24 protein-coding genes are annotated in these 18,182 nt (G+C 40.1%); 6 read left to right on the top strand and 18 right to left on the bottom strand.

All coding sequences use genetic code 11. The features are described 5' to 3' along the window. The first annotated feature begins 18 nt into the window (after window positions 1-18). Window positions 19-1,422, top strand: coding sequence for a TlpA family protein disulfide reductase (locus G7B20_RS19670; protein WP_317164282.1), 1,404 nt, complete (start codon window positions 19-21; stop codon window positions 1,420-1,422). A gap of 387 nt (window positions 1,423-1,809) precedes the next feature. On the opposite strand, the gene G7B20_RS19445 is transcribed toward G7B20_RS19670, so the two are convergent. Together G7B20_RS19445 and G7B20_RS07790 are read right to left on the bottom strand one after the other, a co-directional pair. Next, a complete protein-coding gene (locus tag G7B20_RS19445; RefSeq protein ID WP_240465991.1) occupies window positions 1,810-1,983 on the bottom strand; it encodes a RagB/SusD family nutrient uptake outer membrane protein in 174 nt (57 codons plus the stop codon). A 63-nt stretch (window positions 1,984-2,046) separates the two neighbouring features. Beyond that, window positions 2,047-2,223, bottom strand: coding sequence for a hypothetical protein (locus tag G7B20_RS07790; protein ID WP_164109123.1), 177 nt, complete (start codon window positions 2,221-2,223; stop codon window positions 2,047-2,049). A gap of 38 nt (window positions 2,224-2,261) precedes the next feature. On the opposite strand from G7B20_RS07790, the gene G7B20_RS19450 reads away from it, so the two are divergent. Genes G7B20_RS19450 through G7B20_RS19460 form a run of 3 tightly spaced genes read left to right on the top strand, consistent with a single transcriptional unit; the run spans window position 2,262 to window position 3,592 of the window. Continuing rightward, on the top strand, window positions 2,262-2,768 hold the full coding sequence (locus G7B20_RS19450) for a sensor histidine kinase (RefSeq protein ID WP_240458458.1): 507 nt from the start codon (window positions 2,262-2,264) through the stop codon (window positions 2,766-2,768). A gap of 31 nt (window positions 2,769-2,799) precedes the next feature. Then, entirely contained in the window at window positions 2,800-3,285 is a 486-nt protein-coding gene (locus tag G7B20_RS19455) for a PleD family two-component system response regulator (RefSeq protein ID WP_240458459.1), read from the top strand. A gap of 52 nt (window positions 3,286-3,337) precedes the next feature. Then, entirely contained in the window at window positions 3,338-3,592 is a 255-nt protein-coding gene (locus G7B20_RS19460) for a helix-turn-helix domain-containing protein (protein ID WP_240458461.1), read from the top strand. Between the two features lie 116 nt (window positions 3,593-3,708). On the opposite strand, the gene G7B20_RS07800 is transcribed toward G7B20_RS19460, so the two are convergent. From G7B20_RS07800 to G7B20_RS07815, 4 genes are all read right to left on the bottom strand, one after another. Beyond that, complete coding sequence (locus G7B20_RS07800) at window positions 3,709-4,515, bottom strand: hypothetical protein (RefSeq protein ID WP_164109931.1); 807 nt, start codon at window positions 4,513-4,515, stop codon at window positions 3,709-3,711. Between the two features lies 1 nt (window position 4,516). Next, complete coding sequence (locus G7B20_RS07805; protein ID WP_164109933.1) at window positions 4,517-5,026, bottom strand: heavy-metal-associated domain-containing protein; 510 nt, start codon at window positions 5,024-5,026, stop codon at window positions 4,517-4,519. 7 nt (window positions 5,027-5,033) lie between these two features. Then, on the bottom strand, window positions 5,034-5,513 hold the full coding sequence (locus G7B20_RS07810) for a TlpA family protein disulfide reductase (protein WP_164109935.1): 480 nt from the start codon (window positions 5,511-5,513) through the stop codon (window positions 5,034-5,036). A 178-nt stretch (window positions 5,514-5,691) separates the two neighbouring features. Further along, complete coding sequence (locus G7B20_RS07815; protein ID WP_164109936.1) at window positions 5,692-6,048, bottom strand: hypothetical protein; 357 nt, start codon at window positions 6,046-6,048, stop codon at window positions 5,692-5,694. Window positions 6,049-6,291: 243 nt separating this feature from the next. Between G7B20_RS07815 and G7B20_RS07820 the strand changes: the two genes are divergently transcribed. Then, window positions 6,292-6,888, top strand: a complete 597-nt coding sequence (locus G7B20_RS07820) for a methyltransferase domain-containing protein (protein ID WP_164109938.1) — start codon at window positions 6,292-6,294, stop codon at window positions 6,886-6,888. A 12-nt stretch (window positions 6,889-6,900) separates the two neighbouring features. Here the strand turns inward: G7B20_RS07820 and G7B20_RS07825 are convergent, their stop codons facing one another. The 11 genes from G7B20_RS07825 to G7B20_RS07875 form a co-directional block, all read right to left on the bottom strand. Further along, window positions 6,901-7,134 (bottom strand): hypothetical protein, encoded by a 234-nt coding sequence (locus G7B20_RS07825; protein WP_164109941.1) that lies wholly within the window; start codon window positions 7,132-7,134, stop codon window positions 6,901-6,903. Between the two features lie 355 nt (window positions 7,135-7,489). Continuing rightward, window positions 7,490-8,653 carry a TlpA family protein disulfide reductase gene (locus G7B20_RS07830; protein WP_164109943.1) on the bottom strand — a complete coding sequence of 388 codons (1,164 nt, stop codon included), beginning with the start codon at window positions 8,651-8,653 and terminating at the stop codon, window positions 7,490-7,492. Between the two features lie 4 nt (window positions 8,654-8,657). Then, entirely contained in the window at window positions 8,658-10,040 is a 1,383-nt protein-coding gene (locus G7B20_RS07835) for a TlpA family protein disulfide reductase (RefSeq protein WP_164109946.1), read from the bottom strand. A gap of 102 nt (window positions 10,041-10,142) precedes the next feature. Then, the gene (locus G7B20_RS07840; RefSeq protein WP_164109948.1) at window positions 10,143-10,280 is read right to left on the bottom strand and encodes a hypothetical protein; all 138 of its coding nucleotides are present in this window, start codon (window positions 10,278-10,280) and stop codon (window positions 10,143-10,145) included. Between the two features lie 317 nt (window positions 10,281-10,597). Next, a complete protein-coding gene (locus G7B20_RS07845) occupies window positions 10,598-10,819 on the bottom strand; it encodes a hypothetical protein (protein ID WP_164109950.1) in 222 nt (73 codons plus the stop codon). A gap of 3 nt (window positions 10,820-10,822) precedes the next feature. Then, a complete protein-coding gene (locus G7B20_RS07850) occupies window positions 10,823-10,969 on the bottom strand; it encodes a hypothetical protein (protein WP_164109952.1) in 147 nt (48 codons plus the stop codon). Between the two features lie 134 nt (window positions 10,970-11,103). Then, window positions 11,104-12,225, bottom strand: a complete 1,122-nt coding sequence (locus tag G7B20_RS07855; RefSeq protein WP_164109954.1) for a FecR family protein — start codon at window positions 12,223-12,225, stop codon at window positions 11,104-11,106. Window positions 12,226-12,295: 70 nt separating this feature from the next. Beyond that, a complete protein-coding gene (locus G7B20_RS07860; protein WP_164109956.1) occupies window positions 12,296-12,859 on the bottom strand; it encodes an RNA polymerase sigma factor in 564 nt (187 codons plus the stop codon). A 135-nt stretch (window positions 12,860-12,994) separates the two neighbouring features. Continuing rightward, a complete protein-coding gene (gene miaA / locus G7B20_RS07865) occupies window positions 12,995-13,900 on the bottom strand; it encodes a tRNA (adenosine(37)-N6)-dimethylallyltransferase MiaA (RefSeq protein ID WP_240465992.1) in 906 nt (301 codons plus the stop codon). Beyond that, window positions 13,897-15,069: a Gfo/Idh/MocA family protein gene (locus tag G7B20_RS07870; RefSeq protein ID WP_164109958.1), complete on the bottom strand. Its 1,173-nt coding sequence runs from the start codon at window positions 15,067-15,069 to the stop codon at window positions 13,897-13,899. The genes miaA and G7B20_RS07870 overlap by 4 nt, the downstream gene beginning before the upstream one ends. A gap of 114 nt (window positions 15,070-15,183) precedes the next feature. Next, entirely contained in the window at window positions 15,184-15,936 is a 753-nt protein-coding gene (locus G7B20_RS07875; protein ID WP_164109960.1) for a hypothetical protein, read from the bottom strand. A 462-nt stretch (window positions 15,937-16,398) separates the two neighbouring features. Here G7B20_RS07875 and def point away from each other — a divergent pair, with 462 nt between their 5' ends. Next, complete coding sequence (gene def / locus G7B20_RS07880; RefSeq protein WP_164109962.1) at window positions 16,399-16,983, top strand: peptide deformylase; 585 nt, start codon at window positions 16,399-16,401, stop codon at window positions 16,981-16,983. 39 nt (window positions 16,984-17,022) lie between these two features. Here the strand turns inward: def and G7B20_RS07885 are convergent, their stop codons facing one another. Further along, a complete protein-coding gene (locus G7B20_RS07885) occupies window positions 17,023-18,078 on the bottom strand; it encodes a sugar phosphate isomerase/epimerase family protein (RefSeq protein WP_164109964.1) in 1,056 nt (351 codons plus the stop codon). Window positions 18,079-18,182: the final 104 nt, after the last annotated feature.

An 18,182-nucleotide genomic window follows, 5' to 3' on the forward strand; every position in this document is an offset into this window, starting at 1 on the left:
ATTTTCAAATTATTAAATATGTACAAGATAACATTATTGTCGACCATATTCCTCTTAGTGACGTATGTGTTGGCTATAGGCCAACAATCGACTAGACTAAGCGGTCAAGTCAAGAACAGACTATCTGACACATTGGTCCTAAGTATTGAAAGCCCTGCCTATTTTTTTGGAAACACTCGTACAAATATCATATTGGACGAAAATGGGTACTTCGAGCTCGAAGTACCCATGAAAAATGTTGCTATGCAGTTTTCATTATTCGGAGGGCCAAAGACAACCATAAAAGATCTGTTTATAGAACCCGGACAAGCTTTATCTATCGAAATAGATGCTAATAATCTTAAGACTGTCGTGTTCGGTGGTGACAAAGAGGCTGCGAGTAACAATGAAACCGGAAGACTGTTCAACAGTGTGTTTGCCAAACCAGATTTTTGGAAGGACCTAAAAAAGGATACTACCGTCGGTATAGAACGCTTCTTCAACATTGTGGATAGTGTTGCTGAAGCAGAAATTGCGTACTGGAAGGGCAAGGAGGATAGAATTACTAAATCCTATTACGAAAATAGGAGAATCAATATTATTGCCCTACAGGCAGCTCAAAAATATACTTATGCGAGCACGCGCAACAATAATCAACAGTCTAACAAGGCTATTGATCACCGCTATTTGGCCTTCATGGATAGACTGCCTGTTATCCAAGAAACACATTTGAGCAGTATGGGCACTTGGCGACTTATCAATTTGATAGTGAAGCATGCTCAAAACAAGGATAAACCAATAACCTCAATCAGTAATATGAATACGGCTGACCGTATATTTGACGGACCGATCAGGGAGTTTGCGGTAGCGGACGTCATACGACTAGCACTGGTCTGGGAAAAAGACGCAGACAAGATGGGAAAACTAATGACTCGCTATCTAACACTAGCTCAAAACCCTGACTACCGCAACCCGCTGAATAAACACTATGAAACCTATCAAACGTTGAAAGTCGGAAAGGCTGCTCCTGACTTTGAACTGGAAGGAGTAGACGGTAAAACGTATAAACTAAGTGATTTCAAGGGTAAAGTCATCTACTTGGATTTTTGGGCCTCATGGTGCGGACCATGCCGGTATGAAATGAAAAATCATGCCGCGTCATTGCACCATCAGTTTGAAAATAGTGACGTAGTCTTCTTATTCGTAAGTATGGACAACAACAAAAGTAATTGGATCAAGGCTATAGAAGAAGATCGTATAGATGGGGTACATGTGATATCTCCTGATGGACATGGCGGAGAATTTGCAAAACGCTATAACATATCGGGAATACCACGATACATGATTATTGATAAAAACGGGGTCATGTATAACAACTATGCGCCCAGACCTAGTCAACCGCATACTGTAGAAGTTATAAATAAAGCACTAGCTGAACAGTAAGCAAATCATTTACTTCAAAAAAGAGAAGGCGACCTCTCTGGTCGCCTTCTCTTTTTTGACCGTAGAACTCATCAACATACTATGACTTCTTGATTTTCAGAACCGAGGCTGTAACAAATCATTATTGTGATCGACATATAGTCCTGAATACATTACCTGAACAAAACAACCTATAATGAAAAGCCATCTGGTCATATTCCAAATGACTTTTCATTTTACAATCAATAACCGGGATTTTGCTCTAGGTTAGGATTGACAGATTTTTGAGGGTTTGGGATCCGGATACACCAACGTCTTAGCATCGAGATTGGCTGGTTTTTCCAGCCATCCCAATAAGAACTTACCAAAACGGATCAAATCCTTCCGACGCCACCCCTCCCAATAAAGCTAACGTGCACGTTCGTCCAACAAACCGTCCAAAGTCAACGACGTAAATAAGCTTGCCCCACGCTCCGTACTTATAGCATTGATCAGTACCAACGCATCTCCAACGGGGCCGTTGCCACCTCTAAGTATGGCTTCGGCTTTCTTCAACAATACATCGGAATAGCGATATACCACCCAGTCATTATTACGCTGCCCCAATACACCAGAAAAACCCGGGCCCCGTAATGCTCCGGTCTCCTAATAGCCCAAGAGACCACTTATACTATTCTTAAGGAAAGTCACATTACCAGTCATATCCCAGGACCAATCACTGTTTTTGATAACAGTACCTGTAAGGGCGATCTCTACCCCTTTGTTTACAACCTCTCCATCCAGATTGACCCAGATACGACCAGAAGTTGATCCTCCTAACAAATCACCTATTAGATTTTAGAAAAGCAGAAAACAATAATATGAGCCTTATTTTTACACAAACAGACACTAACGCCCTGCTCAACGAGGTCTTTAAAGATCTGCAAACCCTCGCTAAGGAAAGAAACCTAAAGTATGAACTATCTCTGCCACGTATCACTCTGACAGCAGATGTAGACAGTGAGGCAATCTGGAAAATATTCACCAATCTGATCCACAACGCCATCAAATATGCCTATAGAATAGTACATATAAAACTGTTGCCATTCAACAGTGATGATATCATGTTTAACATTGAGTTTGGCAACGATGGTCCGATCATACCTTTCGATAAAAAGGATAAAATATTTGAACCTTTCTACAGGCTACATGATGTCGATAAAAATACGGGAACAGGTATAGCCCCCCCCTCTTTCACGTTCGTTAGCCGAATTACACTATGGTGCATTATCCTTAATCCATACAAAGGGGGAACGAAACCTATTTTTATTTGCTTATCCTATACTTCAGGACCAGGCTTTCGATATTCAGTCATTTGCCGACGATAGGGATAAACAGCAGCAGCGCATTTCTTCTTATGTGGATAACCCAGAAAAGGTAAACCCCGTCATACTAATAGTAGAAGATAATAAGGAGATATTGGCATACCTCAACAAGGAACTAAAAGGACACTATACAATTCTACGGGCTGGTAATGGCGCTGAAGCCCTGGATATCCTAGACGCCAATGACGTACAACTGGTCCTAACAGACATCTTGATGCCCATAATGGACGGCATCACCCTATGTAGAAGAATTAAATCTGATATTCTATACAGTCATATTCCATTAATCTTCCTGACGGCAAAGAATAGCCTTGATGCTAAGATAGAAGGCTTAAATATAGGAGCAGATGCCTATATTGAGAAACCTTTTTCGCTGGAGTACCTGCTGGTAAATATCAGTAATTTGCTTACCAATCGTGAAAGACTACTTTACGGCACCATCTACTTCAAACCGATTGGACATGCATGTATCGGTACGAGACAAGGACTTTATACACCATCTATACAAGATCATCCGTGAACATATCGACTCGGTAGATCTCAATGTGGAAGTCCTCGCCAAATTCATGAATATGAGCCGCCCAACGTTGTGCCTCAAAATAAAAGGACTTTCGGATCTTAGTCCAAACGAATTAATAAATATATCAAGACTCCGCGAAGCGGCGGAGCTCCTGCCCCTTAAAAAACACTCTATCGCTCAAATCGCGACAATGGTAGGATATTCTGTACAATCAAACTTTTCAAGAGATTTTCATAAACACTACGGTATGACACCGAGTCACTTTATGAATACGCATAGTGATAAGACTTTACCGTATATAAGATAACTTGTAAATAACGCTATTAAAACGGCGGATATAAAACGAAAATAATACCCCAATACTAAAAAAACTTTGAGTGGTTTTATCAACCACCCAAAGTATAAACATATCAGGAAAACAACTTAATTCGTTACGTTAAAAAATGTGTACTCCAGCTTTAGAAACACACCGTCTTTTACCGGACGATGAACCGACCCGTATAGCTCTTTTTGATACGCAACATCAATACGTGCCTGGCTATTTATGATAAACTGTACTGCTGGAACAATGTCCATATACGAACGTCCGTTTTTGGTGATCGTCTGCCCTACCAACTCAAGCATGGCATTTATATTGGTCTGTTTATAACTCGTATACCGATTCGGGTACATCAACCTTCCCACGGAAAACGTATAATTAATAGCATCTTTTCCCTGTAATTCTGGAAAATCGTTACCATCGTTGTTCCAAGCTCGTCCATAACTCACATTGGAACTGAGAGCGACTTTCTTGATGAGCTGTGTGGCGACCAAACCGACTTCAAAACCGGAGTTTTTGCCCATAAGATCTATTGCTTCCTGCCTAACGGGTGTCTTATTCCAACTATACCTTCCAAAAGCGGCCATCCGGAAATGACTCTGTAGATCATCAACGGAATAAAAACGGTATTTGGCATATGCACTGGCTCCGGCTAGATTGAGTCGATTTGCGGAATTATCAAAATAGGTAGAACCCCGAACCATCAAATTCTTATTGATACCCCAGGTTACTTCCGGGGCAAGGGAATACATATAATCATCATCTAGATCATTTTTCATCAAAGACTGCCCTACACGCACACTGAGAGAACCTGCCGGCACATTGCTGGCGGGTTCTGTCACGACAAATAGTTCCTGAGCATATAGACCAAATGAGCTGAATAAGCACAAAAACGTTACTATATACTTCATATTATAATGCTACTATATGAAATACCTGATCGTTCTCTACAGAATAGCTCCCGTGCTTTGCATAGGTTTTTGACAGCTTCTTATACTCCTTCTGTGTTACGAAACCTTTATCTACGACTTTGTACTGGTTTGAGCCAGCTTTCTTGTCATCAATAAACACCAAAGAATCGTCTCCTACAGTAACTTGCTGCGCAGCAATTGCTTCTGGCGACAGTGTCAAAACCATAGAGCCAACAAAGAAGCCGGCTTTTTCAACAGCATCCTTTAACACTTTAGGGCTTACAGTTTGATTATCATTGAAAGAAATCGTAAACGTATTGGTATTCAAATCTGTAGCAACATTAGATATCTGTGACAGAGATTTTAATTGCTTATTGATCGCATTGGAGCACATCGAACAGGTAAGTCCTGTAGCCATGATATCTACTTTTGATATTTGCGAATAGCCTGCAACGCTGGTTAATAATAGGCCCAAAGCTGCTATAAATGATTTTATTGTGAAAGTGTTCATCTTTATCTTATTTTTTAATTTGTGAAATAATTTGTTCTTCTGAAGGGTTGATTGCAATGAGTTTGCCGGAGCTGTCAAACAGATAAGCTGCCGGTAAAGCCTCGACACCAAAAAGAATAGCAGACTGTGCATCAAATCCTTTTGGGTCGATAAGTTGCTGATGCTTTAGTCGATCCTGCTGAATGGCTTTAAGCCATTTGCTGCTTTCTGTATCTATAGAGATCCCCACAATTTCAAAATTCTGTTTTTTGTACTTGTCATACAGTTTTACAAGATGCTTATTCGCTTTTCTGCAGGGCAAGCACCAAGAAGCCCAAAAATCTACCAAAACAGTCTTTCCTTGAAAAGAATGAAGTGCTATTTCGGTATTTTTATCGTTTTGTAATGTGATATCAGGAAGTGTATCCCCAATTTTTAGCTGTGCATACGAATTCGTAACAGCCAATAAAAGGATCATGATTATCCCTACTATGTTTATTCGCTTCATGTAATTATCAATTGATCATAAGAGCGTGGGCAAATAATAGTTTGATATTATTATACCCTATTGTATAAGAATTCAGCCTGTCTATTGACGGTATTCTTTACAAAAGGATCTTATAAAGTGAATATTGACCTGAAAAGGTGTTTAGAAAAGACAGTCCATGGGCTGTCAGGAAGGAATTTTAGCTTATTTTAGGAGGAAGCCAGATGGCACGCGCATCATTGGAGTGAAATATTTCTACGTAAAAATATTTTTGCTTTTTTTCTAAAAATTCGAAAAGGGCACCACTATCTATCACACTGGCAATCAAAGGGGGTTTTACATCTACAGCGTAAGATACACAGGAACAGCTTTCACAGCCTGCCTTGCATTTGTGTATTTTGCTGGCTTCTTTTTTCGTTTCCTTGCAGCAGGACCTTTCGGATGACATCTTCTTACAACATACCTTCGTGGCTTCGACACGTAATGCCATAGCCGATTGTGGCCCCATGAGAAGGGCTATAACAACGAATAGTAATATGTAAATCTTCTTAGCCATTATATCAAGGAATAAAGGTAGCACTTTTTTGACCTCTTTCTACCAAAATCACTGTAATCATACTGATACATTATGTACGGAAGCTATTTCATAGTATCCCAATAGGGGATTTAAACACATGCACAAATGTCCTTTACTACGCTAAAGTATCTGCGATATTGTTTTTAAGGGTACGAAACTGGCAAATTCTAGTTATATTGGGGCTTATATTTATTATAGACCTAAATAACGTATAACAAACAAATGATCTTTAAGGCACTTCGTTCCAACACCGATGTCGCGGATAGTATATTCAATAAGGTATATCCACCGCATATCCAAGAACTATCTGAACGTCACTGGACTCCGGTCGCTGTAGCTAAGATCGCGGCGCAATATCTAGCCGACGGCCCTAACACGAAAGTGCTGGACATAGGTGCAGGCGCTGGCAAGTTCTGTTTGGTGGCTGCAGCCTGTACTGAGGCTCGGTTTTATGGGGTCGAACAGCGCGAATCACTCACGCAGCTTTCGAAAGAAATTGCCGTAAAACACCATATTCATAATGTAGAATTTATTCACGCCAACATCAATCAGATTACATTTTCGGACTACGATGCTTTTTACTTCTACAACTCTTTCTATGAAAACATAGATACTTCGTGCCCCATCGATAAGGAGATACAACCGGATAGAAAACTATTCCGTATGTATAACAGATACCTCAAAAATGAATTAGACAAACTGCCCATCGGCACCCGAATAGCAACCTATTGGGGCGGCTGGAACGAAATACCCCGCAGCTTTGAGCTGAACGGCTCAGCATGCAATGGGTTGTTGAATTTTTGGAAGAAGGTGGTATAACTCGTACTCTACTTAACAAAAGAGCCATCGTCGCTTCGCCCTTTGCTGGTATCGTACATCCATCACCATTAAACTAACAATTCCATTTTTCTGCTTGAAGCCTCTCTTTTCTATAGTTGCATTTAGCACAAATGGTCTTGCTTTATCCAACCACTTGACCTGACTGTAAAAAAAGGTATGCTGCAGTGTCAAGTATTTGCGTAGTTCCTGTTTGCCATTAGCCAAGTACGGATTCTCGTTGTTCATGATATAAAACCCTTTATCATGGCCTTATCTTAAAAAAGAACACAAATAATCGGTAAGTTTATTAAATAGGGGCAATTAGAAAACTAATTAACCCTTATTTTCCATTTTTAAGGTTTCTATTCTAAAAAAATTAATTAATCACAAGCAGGACTGACTACTTCCCTCAAGAAACTGCAAACTCTTTAGCTAGATATCAGAAGGAACCTGGCTATATTTGCTCTGTAAGGATTTATTCATCGGAATTTCGAATAAAGATTTTTCCTTTAACTAAGCCAGAACTATATTTCCCGCATTAGGATTGTTACCATAGTTATTGTACCATACTTTGTTTTTACTATCTGCATGGAATTGTGTCTTAGTAGCCGTAAATATTCTGCAGAGCAACGTCAATATCATCAGTTGCTGAAGCAGTAATTCTCAAAAGAATCTTCCCTTGAGCATCGACTAGTATTTTAGTCGGAAACCCCGTAATATTGTAAGACTTTACGATATCAAATTCCTCTTTGTTCTCATTATTGAGGACGTTGATCCAGTGTATTCCTAATTCATCAATTGCTTTTTTCCAGCTTAACGTTGCTTGTTCCATGGTCTTGCCGTGTTCTTGTGCCAACCCCACGACCTCAAAACCCTTATCCTTGTACTTATGGTATAACTCCAATAGATGTGGCATGCTAGCTCGACATGGCGCGCACCAACTGCCCCAAAAGTCAATTAGAAACACTTTACCTCTAAGATCTTCTAGCTGGAAAGCTTCTCCTTTGTCGGTAGTACGTGCAAAAGATGGGGCCAAAGTACCTTTGGCAGTTACGATTTCGTGCTGAATATTATTTCGTATCTCTTTGCCGATTCTTGTATTATGATATTGATTATCTATAGAAGCAAAGGTATTTGCATAGTCATCTGAAGTGTAGATATTCTTAAGTCTATACAGTAAAAACAGACTAACATAAGATTTTGGATGTGCTATTATAAAGTTCTTCTGTGCATCGTACCCCAATCGGTTCAATCGTCTTATCTCCTGCATTACAACAGCTCCACTCTCAGATTCGCTATTTACTTCTCCTTTTAATAACGGAGCATATAGCGTAGACACCTGCCGATTAATACCTGCTATTGACTGTCGCAAAGTATTGTATTCATCATTTTCTTTACCTCCAGACACACGAGCTAATTCTAGTTCATTAACGAGTCCATCTATCTTAATATCTTCTTCATGAATAAAAAGATTTAATGGACTTTGCATGGTACCGGCTTTTCGTTCTGCGCCAACGGTCTGTAATACGGCATCAATTACAAGTTCTTGCTTAGGCAAACGAATTTCGAAATTTCCAGAATGAGCATTCCCGACATAGGATTGCCTTTTACCAAAGTGATCTATATAGGTAATTCTGAACTTTTCAAAATCCTGACCATCTGTAGACTTCAATCTTCCACTAATCAATAGACTATCTCTCTGTGCTAAAACAAGCACAGGAGATAATAAAAGACTTGCTAAAATAAATATCCAAATTGTCTTCATAAGTTTACTTTTTTTCTGATAAAACTCTTTCTAATAATTCCTTCAGCGCGGGTTTGGAGGGACGTGGAGAATCAATAGTCACAATATTTCCACTTCTATCGAACACCATAAAGCGAGGAATTCCGTTTATTTTGTAATATTCGGCAATACCTCCCCAACCAGAGGCAAATAGCTGTATACCACCTAATTTTTCATCCTTTATCATTTTAAGCCATTTCTCTTTGTCTTTATCTTCATCAACAGATATACTTACTATCTCCAAATCTGTTCCATTCATCTCTTCTTCTAATTTCTTAAGGTGCGGAATCTCTGCTTTACAAGGTCCACACCATGTTGCCCAAACATCAATAAGCACCACTTTACCTCTCAAATCACTAAAACGAACGACCTTGCCATTTTTATCTGGAAAAGAAAAATCTAATCCTTGTTCACCAACTTTCAAGGGAGCAATATTATTCATAATAGAAGACGCCTTTGTTTTCTGAGCATCCGTTAATAAAAATCCCTTGTACTTATCAGCAGCTTCCTTATATAATTTATAATCTTTTTGCTGTGCTAAATATTTCAACACCACATCGCCTTTCAACGTATCATTGCTCAATAGCTCTGTATCTTTCTGCAAACCGCTTATACCCTTTCCTGGGGGCGTATTGTTAATACGACGAAAAATCGAGGATACGCTAGATAGTGTACGGTTTCCCCAAGGAAGATTGTAAACAACAAACGCATCCTTTGAAAAGTCAGCTAATGAGAGCGTCTTGTAATAATCGGAATACTCTTCTATCGTAGGGTGAACCGATCTTGGTGTCATCATGAAATTCACAGCAATAGCGGCTATGTCCCATTTGATATAGGTCTCGAATCTATTGTCAAACCTAGGATTACCCGATTTATTAGTCTTTACAAATCTTTTTGTTTCCTGATTAACCGAGTCCAGCTGCGGATAGAAGTCTAAAAACGTACTGCGTATTTGTCTCCAACTAAAGGCCTTATCCTCGATAGGGTTAACTAACTTATGCCAATTCGATAAGATTTTATTTTCAGGACTATTTCCTGTACCTATTAAATCGTAGCTCATTTCTTTAATAGTCAGTTCCAATTCATCACCCGATTTGAAATAAAAAGTAAGATTATCTGTCGGGCTATTCAATTCGCCTGTTCCTAATGCATAAAACCCTTCGTAATCGGGATAAAAAGTAAAGCCGAATTTTTTGTCTGCTTGTGGTATAGCGGAAGCGATTTCTTCCATATCTCCATTGACTACTTTAAATAGTTTCACCACACTTACCGATTCCTTTTCTAATGTCCCTTTCACTTGAACTGGGGACTGTGCAAATAACGCAGCGCTTGAAAGCGCTGCTGTTACGGTTAAAAATGTTTTTTTCATTAATATCTTTCTTTATATGTTAGACTCTTTATTCGACCAAAACCAGAATAGCTCTCGTCCAATTATAATATCTGCATTAAGCGCCGGGGACAGTATAAATGTCTAATTGACCTTCAGTCCCATCACTTTGGCTGGATCATACGTTCCTACCATCAATTTGTTACCTCCTTTATACTTCGCAAAGTTTTTAAATTCATAAAAATTATGATATGAAATTTTATGTGTTCTATAATCTTTCATGAATTTGGACGTTTTATAGGTCATGTCATATTGATAAACTTTTCCGCCAACCGCATAAAATATATAACCAAACTCAGGATTGATTGCGTAGTATTCCGCTTTATCAATATCTTATACCTAATATTTCGTTGTAATAAGACTGTACATTATTAGCTGAGTTAAACCTAGCCAAGTATTTCTTGTTCGAATTCAAAGGCTTAAACCCAGAGAAAATTACGCTACCACTATAGGGCGCCCAACGCATATACGCCAAGTCCAGACCTCTACTTAAAGCTGACGACTATAGAAATAAGTATTACCCTTTCCAATTAAAGGATCTACTTTTTAGTACCCTTATCTGTTCCAAAGTATAAGCCATAACTTATTTTATCAGGGCCAATTAAAAGTCCAGCAGCATAACTACAAATCATTACAGGCTTTCCCTCAAGCTTCAACTCAGAACCCATAGTTTCGAACAAATCCAACACTAAATCAAAGCTTCCTTCATTCGCCAATGAAATTACGTCAATCCGAGCAGAGACATTTACTTCATTCATCATTATTCACCCCTCGTTGATTTCATTAACAACCTTAATACTGATTTTTTTCCTATACTTCACCCCTGTAGCATTTTCAGTACCCCAATACGCATCATACGTACGTGGTAGAATAGTTATCCTTAAATTGAGGTCTTTTCTGTTTGCTAACACAATTAGTTCACTTATTGATCTATGGCCTTCAACTACTCATCGGGTTATGCGCCAACAGAATCCGATTATGTTGGCTACCCCAAGGCGATCCTGAATTACTGTACTTCATTTTGTTTGTCTTCATGTTTTTTAGATTACATAATAGTTAAGTTAATTCGCTTGTCTTTGCCCAATACGGCCTTAGTCTGCAGCTCGGCGTAGTTTAACAACTCAATCAGTCTGTCCAACGGTAAATTGCGTGGAATCTTGCCGATATACTGTGCAACGTTACTTTTGCGTTCGTAATCGATGTCAATGTCATACCAGCGTGCTATCTCTTGTAAAACCTCGGCTGTATTCGTGCCATCAAAATTGAACTGCCCCCTAGTCCAACTCAAAACATCATCAATATTGACAGTCTTGGTCTCTAAACGTTGGGCGATAGAACTCGCCTGCTGATTGGGCTTTAGTATAGTCGTATTAGCGTCCAAGAAAACTTGTACGGAGCCTTCGGCTAATGTCGTTTGTTCTTTATCCTCCTGCGGATAAGATTTGACATTAAATTTGGTTCCGAGAACTTGTATTTTCTGATCCCTCGCCTCTACGATAAAATGGCTCTTGTTACTTGTTTTGGTGACCTCAAAATACCCCTCTCCCTCCAGCTGTACAATACGGTCTCCTGTCCCAAAAGAGGAAGGATAGGTTAGTTTAGAATCCGAATTGAGTGTGACACGCGTACCATCGACAAGCGTCAATTGATAGGTCGCTGCTTTAGGGACACGTAAACTGTTGAATTGAATCCTTTCCTTTCCGTCTGCAGCATTATGATAGCGAACCTTACCTTCGGCATCTTTGGTAATAATGTTCTCTCCCACGCGCAAGCTTTGATTGAGCGCGAGTTGATCCAAATCAATTTCCTCTCCCCCCTCCAATACAATGATCGCCCGTTCTTTTGCTGGCTCCACCTGCGCCAGTTGTTCTACAGTAGCTATCTCTTGAAGGGACATCGAGTTCCAGATGAAGTAGCCCCCAACAAGAAGCACAGAAGCCGCTGCTGACCAACGGTAGATACGCTTTAGATTAAACGGCTTAGCCTCGTTCTTAATAGAAAATAGAACCCGCTCTTTGGCTCTTTGCTGAATATGCCCGATCTGTGTATCGTCCGTCGCAGCGTTTGTGTTTAAATCGTCGTACCACGAAGTCACCTCACGTCGATCGCTCCCCCTTGCATTCAAAAAATTAGTTAGCTGCTGATATAATTGCTTTATATACATCATAACAAAATGGCCAAAATATAAGGTCAGTTATTAGATAAGTGTATAAAAAGAGGGGGAGCTTCTACTCTATTTAGAAAAAAAGTAAAAAATTTTTCGAAACATCACGCAACTTACTGATAGCCTTATTGATATGCTTCTCAACAGTAGACTCCGAAATATCCATCCGTGCTGCTATTTCCTTATTAGTAAGATATTCGTTGCGACTCAATTTAAAAACGGCTCTACATTTATCGGGAAGATTTTCGATTTCATTGGTGACAATATCGATAACATAGCGGTAATGCAAACGATCTTCCAAGGGTACAGTATCATCCAAGAGATCCAACTCTTCAAGATCCAAAGGATTAGCGCGCTTCAAAGCATCCCGATAATGTGCTAAAATAAGATACCGGCAGGAGGAATAAAGATAGGCTGGTAAAGAGGTTATCTCAAGCATATTATGGCGATTTCGCCAAAGGGATAGAAAAAGGTCGTGTAGTATGTCTTCCGCAACCTGAGGATCAGCAACCTTAGATAAGATATGCCTAGTTAGGTCAGTAGAAAAGAGGTCATAAAGTAGCGAGAAGGCCTTTTCGTCTCCTTTTACAATACGCTCCAAAAGCGAACGAAAATCTGTTAATTCACTCTCCTTCATGACTATTCGCGACTAAAGCTAACAAATTTATAATACAAACGAATATGAAACTTACTTCACGACAAAATTATAGATCTTAGAATCAGCAACAAACATAAATAAAGACGATTGATTTAGTGGTTTATTTTATATAAATCAAACAATCCACTGGATATCAACTCCATCTTTCTCCATTTTTCGAAGATAAGTCATCTGCCGCTTAGCATATCTATGGATTTCCGTTTCAAGTTTCGTAACGAAGGCCTCGTAAGTTAACTTGTCCTGTAGGTAGTAACTAATGTATTTGTACTCCAGTCCATAATACGCTAACTGTTCGTAGGTTATTCCTTGATCCAAGAGCTTTTCGACTTCTTCAACCATTCCCTGCTCCAAACGTTGGTGAAGACGTCGGCTAATTCGCTGCCGTCGGATCTCAACAGCTGGATCGAGGCCTAAGATAGTCGCTGTATAAATGGGTTGAGATGCAGGCAATACGTGTATTGGATCTGAAAGCCATCGTAAGACTTCGAGGGCGCGTACCATACGCTTCTTGGAGGAGTAATCTATTAGATACCCCTCAGGCACCGTATAATCACTTAAATATGCTTCGATTTCTGCTTTGGTTTTACGTTCGAGCTGCTGCCGCCAGATTATATCTGTCGGTATCTGGTTATAGGGCTGACTAGTCAAAAGTGCTTGGATATAAAACCCTGTTCCTCCGCATACGATAACCTGCTTTCCTTTCGCTTTAATCTGACCATAGGCTTGTTCAAAATCGGCCAAAAAACGGGATACATTATACTGTTCTCCCGGATTGACGATATCGATAAGATGGTAAGGGACATCTTCGTATTCCTGAATATCCTTACCTGTACCGATGTCCATACCCCGATACACCTGACGGGAATCTGCACTGATAATCTCGGCATTAAGGGATCGAGCTAGCTGTACGGCTAATTTCGTTTTGCCCGAGGCAGTGGGCCCTAAAAGGATTAAAATATCTTGAGCGCGAAAATTTGTTTGACGCTCAAGATACATTAAGACATTTATACTGTTTATCACAGTACAAATTTAGTCCATTTTTCGTTACTCTCGTTACTCTTTACTACGGTATCAATAAATGCCATACCACGCACACCGTCTGCTACAGTAGGGAAGTCCAATGTCTCTGCGCTGGGTGTTAACCCTGCTTTCTTTGCAGATACAGTCGCTGCAAAATTGCGGTATATGTTCGCAAAGGATTCTAACAGTCCTTCTGGATGCCCAGCTGGCACACGTGTGTTATGCGTAGCGAAAGAACTTAGGGTATAAGGTGCTGCATAAGCATTGCCTGTACGGTACAATTGGCGAGGCTGATCCAACATTTTAATGATCAGATTATTAGGATCTTCATTAGCCCACTCTAACCCCCCTTTTTCGCCATAGATCCGAATGCGTACGGCATTCTCCTCTCCTGCTGAAATCTGTGATGCCATTAGGACTCCCTTTGCTCCGTTATCAAAGCGCAACAATACCGAACCATCGTCATCTAGTAACCGGCCTTCTACGAAGGTTGTTAAGTCGGCACAAAGTTCTGTTATACGCTGACCAGAAACATACTCTGCCAAATGAGCAGCATGTGTACCTATATCTCCCATTACTAACGACTTGCCCGAACGTTTAGGATCGGCTCGCCATGCTGCGCCTGCATTGCCTTCACGCTCGGATAGACGGCTCAACCAACCTTGCGGATACTCTACCACGATCTTGCGGATCTTGCCAAAATGCCCTTCTCTAACCATCGCCTTTGCCTGCTTAACCATCGGATAGCCGGAATAGGTATGTGTAAGACATAAGGTACGGCCAGTACGTTCTACGATAGTCTGTAGCTCTTGAGCCTCTTCTAGGGAAACTGTTATTGGTTTTTCTACCACCACATCAAAGCCAGCTTCCATCGCCAACTTTGCAGGCTCAAAATGTAGAAAATTTGGTGTCACTATGGTTAGGAAATCCATACGCTCGTCTGCGGGCAACTGGGCTTCTTTTTCAATCATGGTTTTATAGTCTGGATAGACCCGGTCTGCCGCGACAAAAAGATCTTCTCCTGACTGCTTTGAAATTTCGGGATTAACACTGAACGCTCCACAAACCAGTTCAATTTTCCCATCCATAAAGGCTGCTATGCGGTGTACCGCGCCAATAAAGGCGTCATTACCACCACCTACCATACCCATGCGTAATCTACGTTTCATATGTGTTTAATTTGACTTTTAATGGTCATATGTGATAAATAATTATTCCCTTAATATGCCATTAAGTAGTTTAAGTTTTACTATTGAAGGTTGTCTAAAAATAACAAATACTTATCAAAGAATCAGCTTTAATTTTAAACTTCCTTTATTTTCAACAAAATAGTCTGCGGTTTCTCCTTCTGGAATAGTTATAAAACGTCTTCCTCGGATGATAGCAAACCGCTGGGGAGGAAGATCTGCGACAACCTTAAAACCAATAGTCGCTAATGAGGAATCTTCTTGAGCCCAATCTTTATCAGCATAGGTCATAATGTCCTGTGGATTAAAATTACCAACAAATGCTTTTACCAATTTAGAAAGCCCCCCCACAACTAAGGTGTCACCTTTATGGCAAAAGCGGATCAACTCAAATGATCTATAATTCGTTCCTAAAGCATGAATAATACGTCCTCCGCTGAATACAGCAACAGACACCAATTCGCCCTGATGAAAAAGTCCATATCGATATTTGCCCGGTAGCGCTCCCTGAAGATGGTGTTCTTCTTGAAAAGCCATGGATACACCCTTGTCAATACGTGCTACAACAGTGGTCCGCCCATAAATCCGCTGACCAAAACCCTGCAATCCACGTAGTCGATTTATTATCTTTACGCCAGCAGACATCAACTGATCGTAATCAATATGTATGTGCAGCACAGCTTGGTCAGTCTCCATACGAAATGTACCCGGCAAATATAGTATGATAACTGCTTTTTCTGTTTGCAGCAAATAGTAAACCTCGTGCTCTTCGATAGCTGTAATAGGAATCTGCTTCGTCAATCGTCGGATAAATTCTGTTATGTTTTTTTTCTCTTGCTGCACAGCCATAAAAGTACGGCTTAAACCGTTTTAAAGCAATTCGACAGAGCAATGGGACAAAAAATATGATTGATTTCCTATATCCGGTGAACACTTTGCTGAAAAAAGCGATTACTTATTATTAGATGACGCTCTCTTTTTATGTACAAGTGATCCTTTGGGGGTAAACAGTAATCACGCTTTGCTAAAAAGCATTCACTCGTAGTTTTTTGCATTCACATTTTGTAAAAAAAGTAGCCACAAGGTATTCTCGGTGAGGTACTTGTTGCGGATAAACATTCACATTCTGCTACAAAATGATCACTGAAAGCAGGAAACCTATCACATTTTTTTGGATGGTGCCATTTTCTGATTTAGAATGAACCAACAGCAACTGAAACAAACCAATATACAGCGCTATAACGCAAAAATGAGTGGGTTAGGAAATCAAATAAATATTAAAATCCGTACCTTTGCAATAGAATTAAACAAATGAAATTACCAATAGTAGCATACGGTGATCCGATATTGAGGAAAAAAGCCGAAGAAATAGAAGAAGATTATCCTCAACTTAAAGAGTTGATTGATAATATGTTTGAAACCATGTATGGAGCCCATGGGGTTGGTCTGGCAGCACCTCAGGTTGGCCTTGCTTTGCGCATGTTTGTAATTGATGGCTCTCCTTTCGCGGAAGATGAGGATGGTGAAGGTGACCCTAATCTGAAGGATTTTAAGAAAGTTTTTATTAATCCCATTATTGTAAAAGAACACGGAGAAAAATGGGCTTTTAATGAGGGATGTCTTTCTATTCCGGATATTAATGAAGAGGTTTTGCGCCCTTCGAACGTCCTTATTAACTATCTGGATGAAAACTTTGAGGAACACGAAGAAGAGCTGTCTGGTTTAGCCGCACGCATCGTACAGCATGAGTATGATCATATCGAAGGCAAACTGTTTGTAGACAAACTCGGTCCATTGAAAAAGACCATGTTAAAAGGCAAGTTAGACCAAATTTCTAAAGGTCAAATACGTGTGGGGTATAAAATGAAATTTCCCCTTCAAAAGAAAGGAAGATAAAGCAAATGGGGACGAAACATTTCGTCCCCATTTATCTTTTTAGCTTAGCCCTAAAATTTCTTTATTGAATGCAGCATCGGCTCCTGTAGAGGCAAAATCATCAAAAGCCTTGTCCGTAACACGGATAATATGATCGGCTATAAACTTCGCTCCCTCCGTCGCCCCATCAATTTGATTCTTGATACAGCATTCCCACTCCATGACAGCCCATCCATCGAAACCATATTGAGTCAACTTACTAAAAATTGTTTTGAAGTCCACTTGCCCGTCACCAGGTGAGCGGTATCTACCCGCCCGATTTAACCAACTCTGGTACCCACCAAAAGTACCTTGCTTGCCCGTAGGATTAAACTCCGAATCTTTTACGTGGAATGCCTTAATACGTTCATGATAAAAGTCGATGTACTGTATGTAATCGAGCTGCTGTAATACAAAATGTGATGGATCATACAACAGGCAAGCTCTAGGATGATTATTCACCTTCTCCAAAAACATCTCGTAAGTAATCCCATCAAATAGATCTTCTCCCGGATGGATTTCGTAACAGACATCGACACCGCAGTCTTCAAACGTATCAAGAATTGGGGTCCAACGCTTAGCAAGTTCGGTAAATGCTTCGTCTACCAAACCGTCAGGGCGTTGTGGCCAAGGGTGAAAATATTGCCACAACAATGAACCACTAAATGTCGCATGTGCAGTGATTCCCAGATTTTGGGAAGCTTTAGCCGCATATTTGAGTTGTTGAATAGCCCATTCGGTACGTGCCTTAGGATTGTTTCTGACCTTCTCTGGAGCAAATGCATCAAAAAGCTTGTCGTAGGCTGGATGAACAGCCACCAATTGCCCCTGCAAGTGGGTAGACAATTCAGTGATTTCTAAGCCGGCTTCGTGCAGTTTACCTTTATACTCGTCAGCATAAGTCTTGCTCTCTGCTGCCTTTTGGAGATCAAAGTATTTTGCATCTCCCGTAGGAATTTGTAGCCCCTTAAAACCTAAGGATTTTGCCCATTGAGCGATATTATCGATAGAATTGAATGGTTCTTCTTCAGCAATAAACTGCGCCAAAAAAATACCAGGACCTTTAATTGTTTTCATTCGTATGTGTATAATTATTCGTGCATTTAATTGTTTTCTCGATGGAACTCATGAATGCTTCGCATTTATTTCATGATTCGTCAGTTGACGGATCGGTTTGATTT

It is taken from the genome of Sphingobacterium sp. xlx-96, from assembly GCF_011007365.1.
Lineage (GTDB): Bacteria > Bacteroidota > Bacteroidia > Sphingobacteriales > Sphingobacteriaceae > Sphingobacterium > Sphingobacterium luzhongxinii.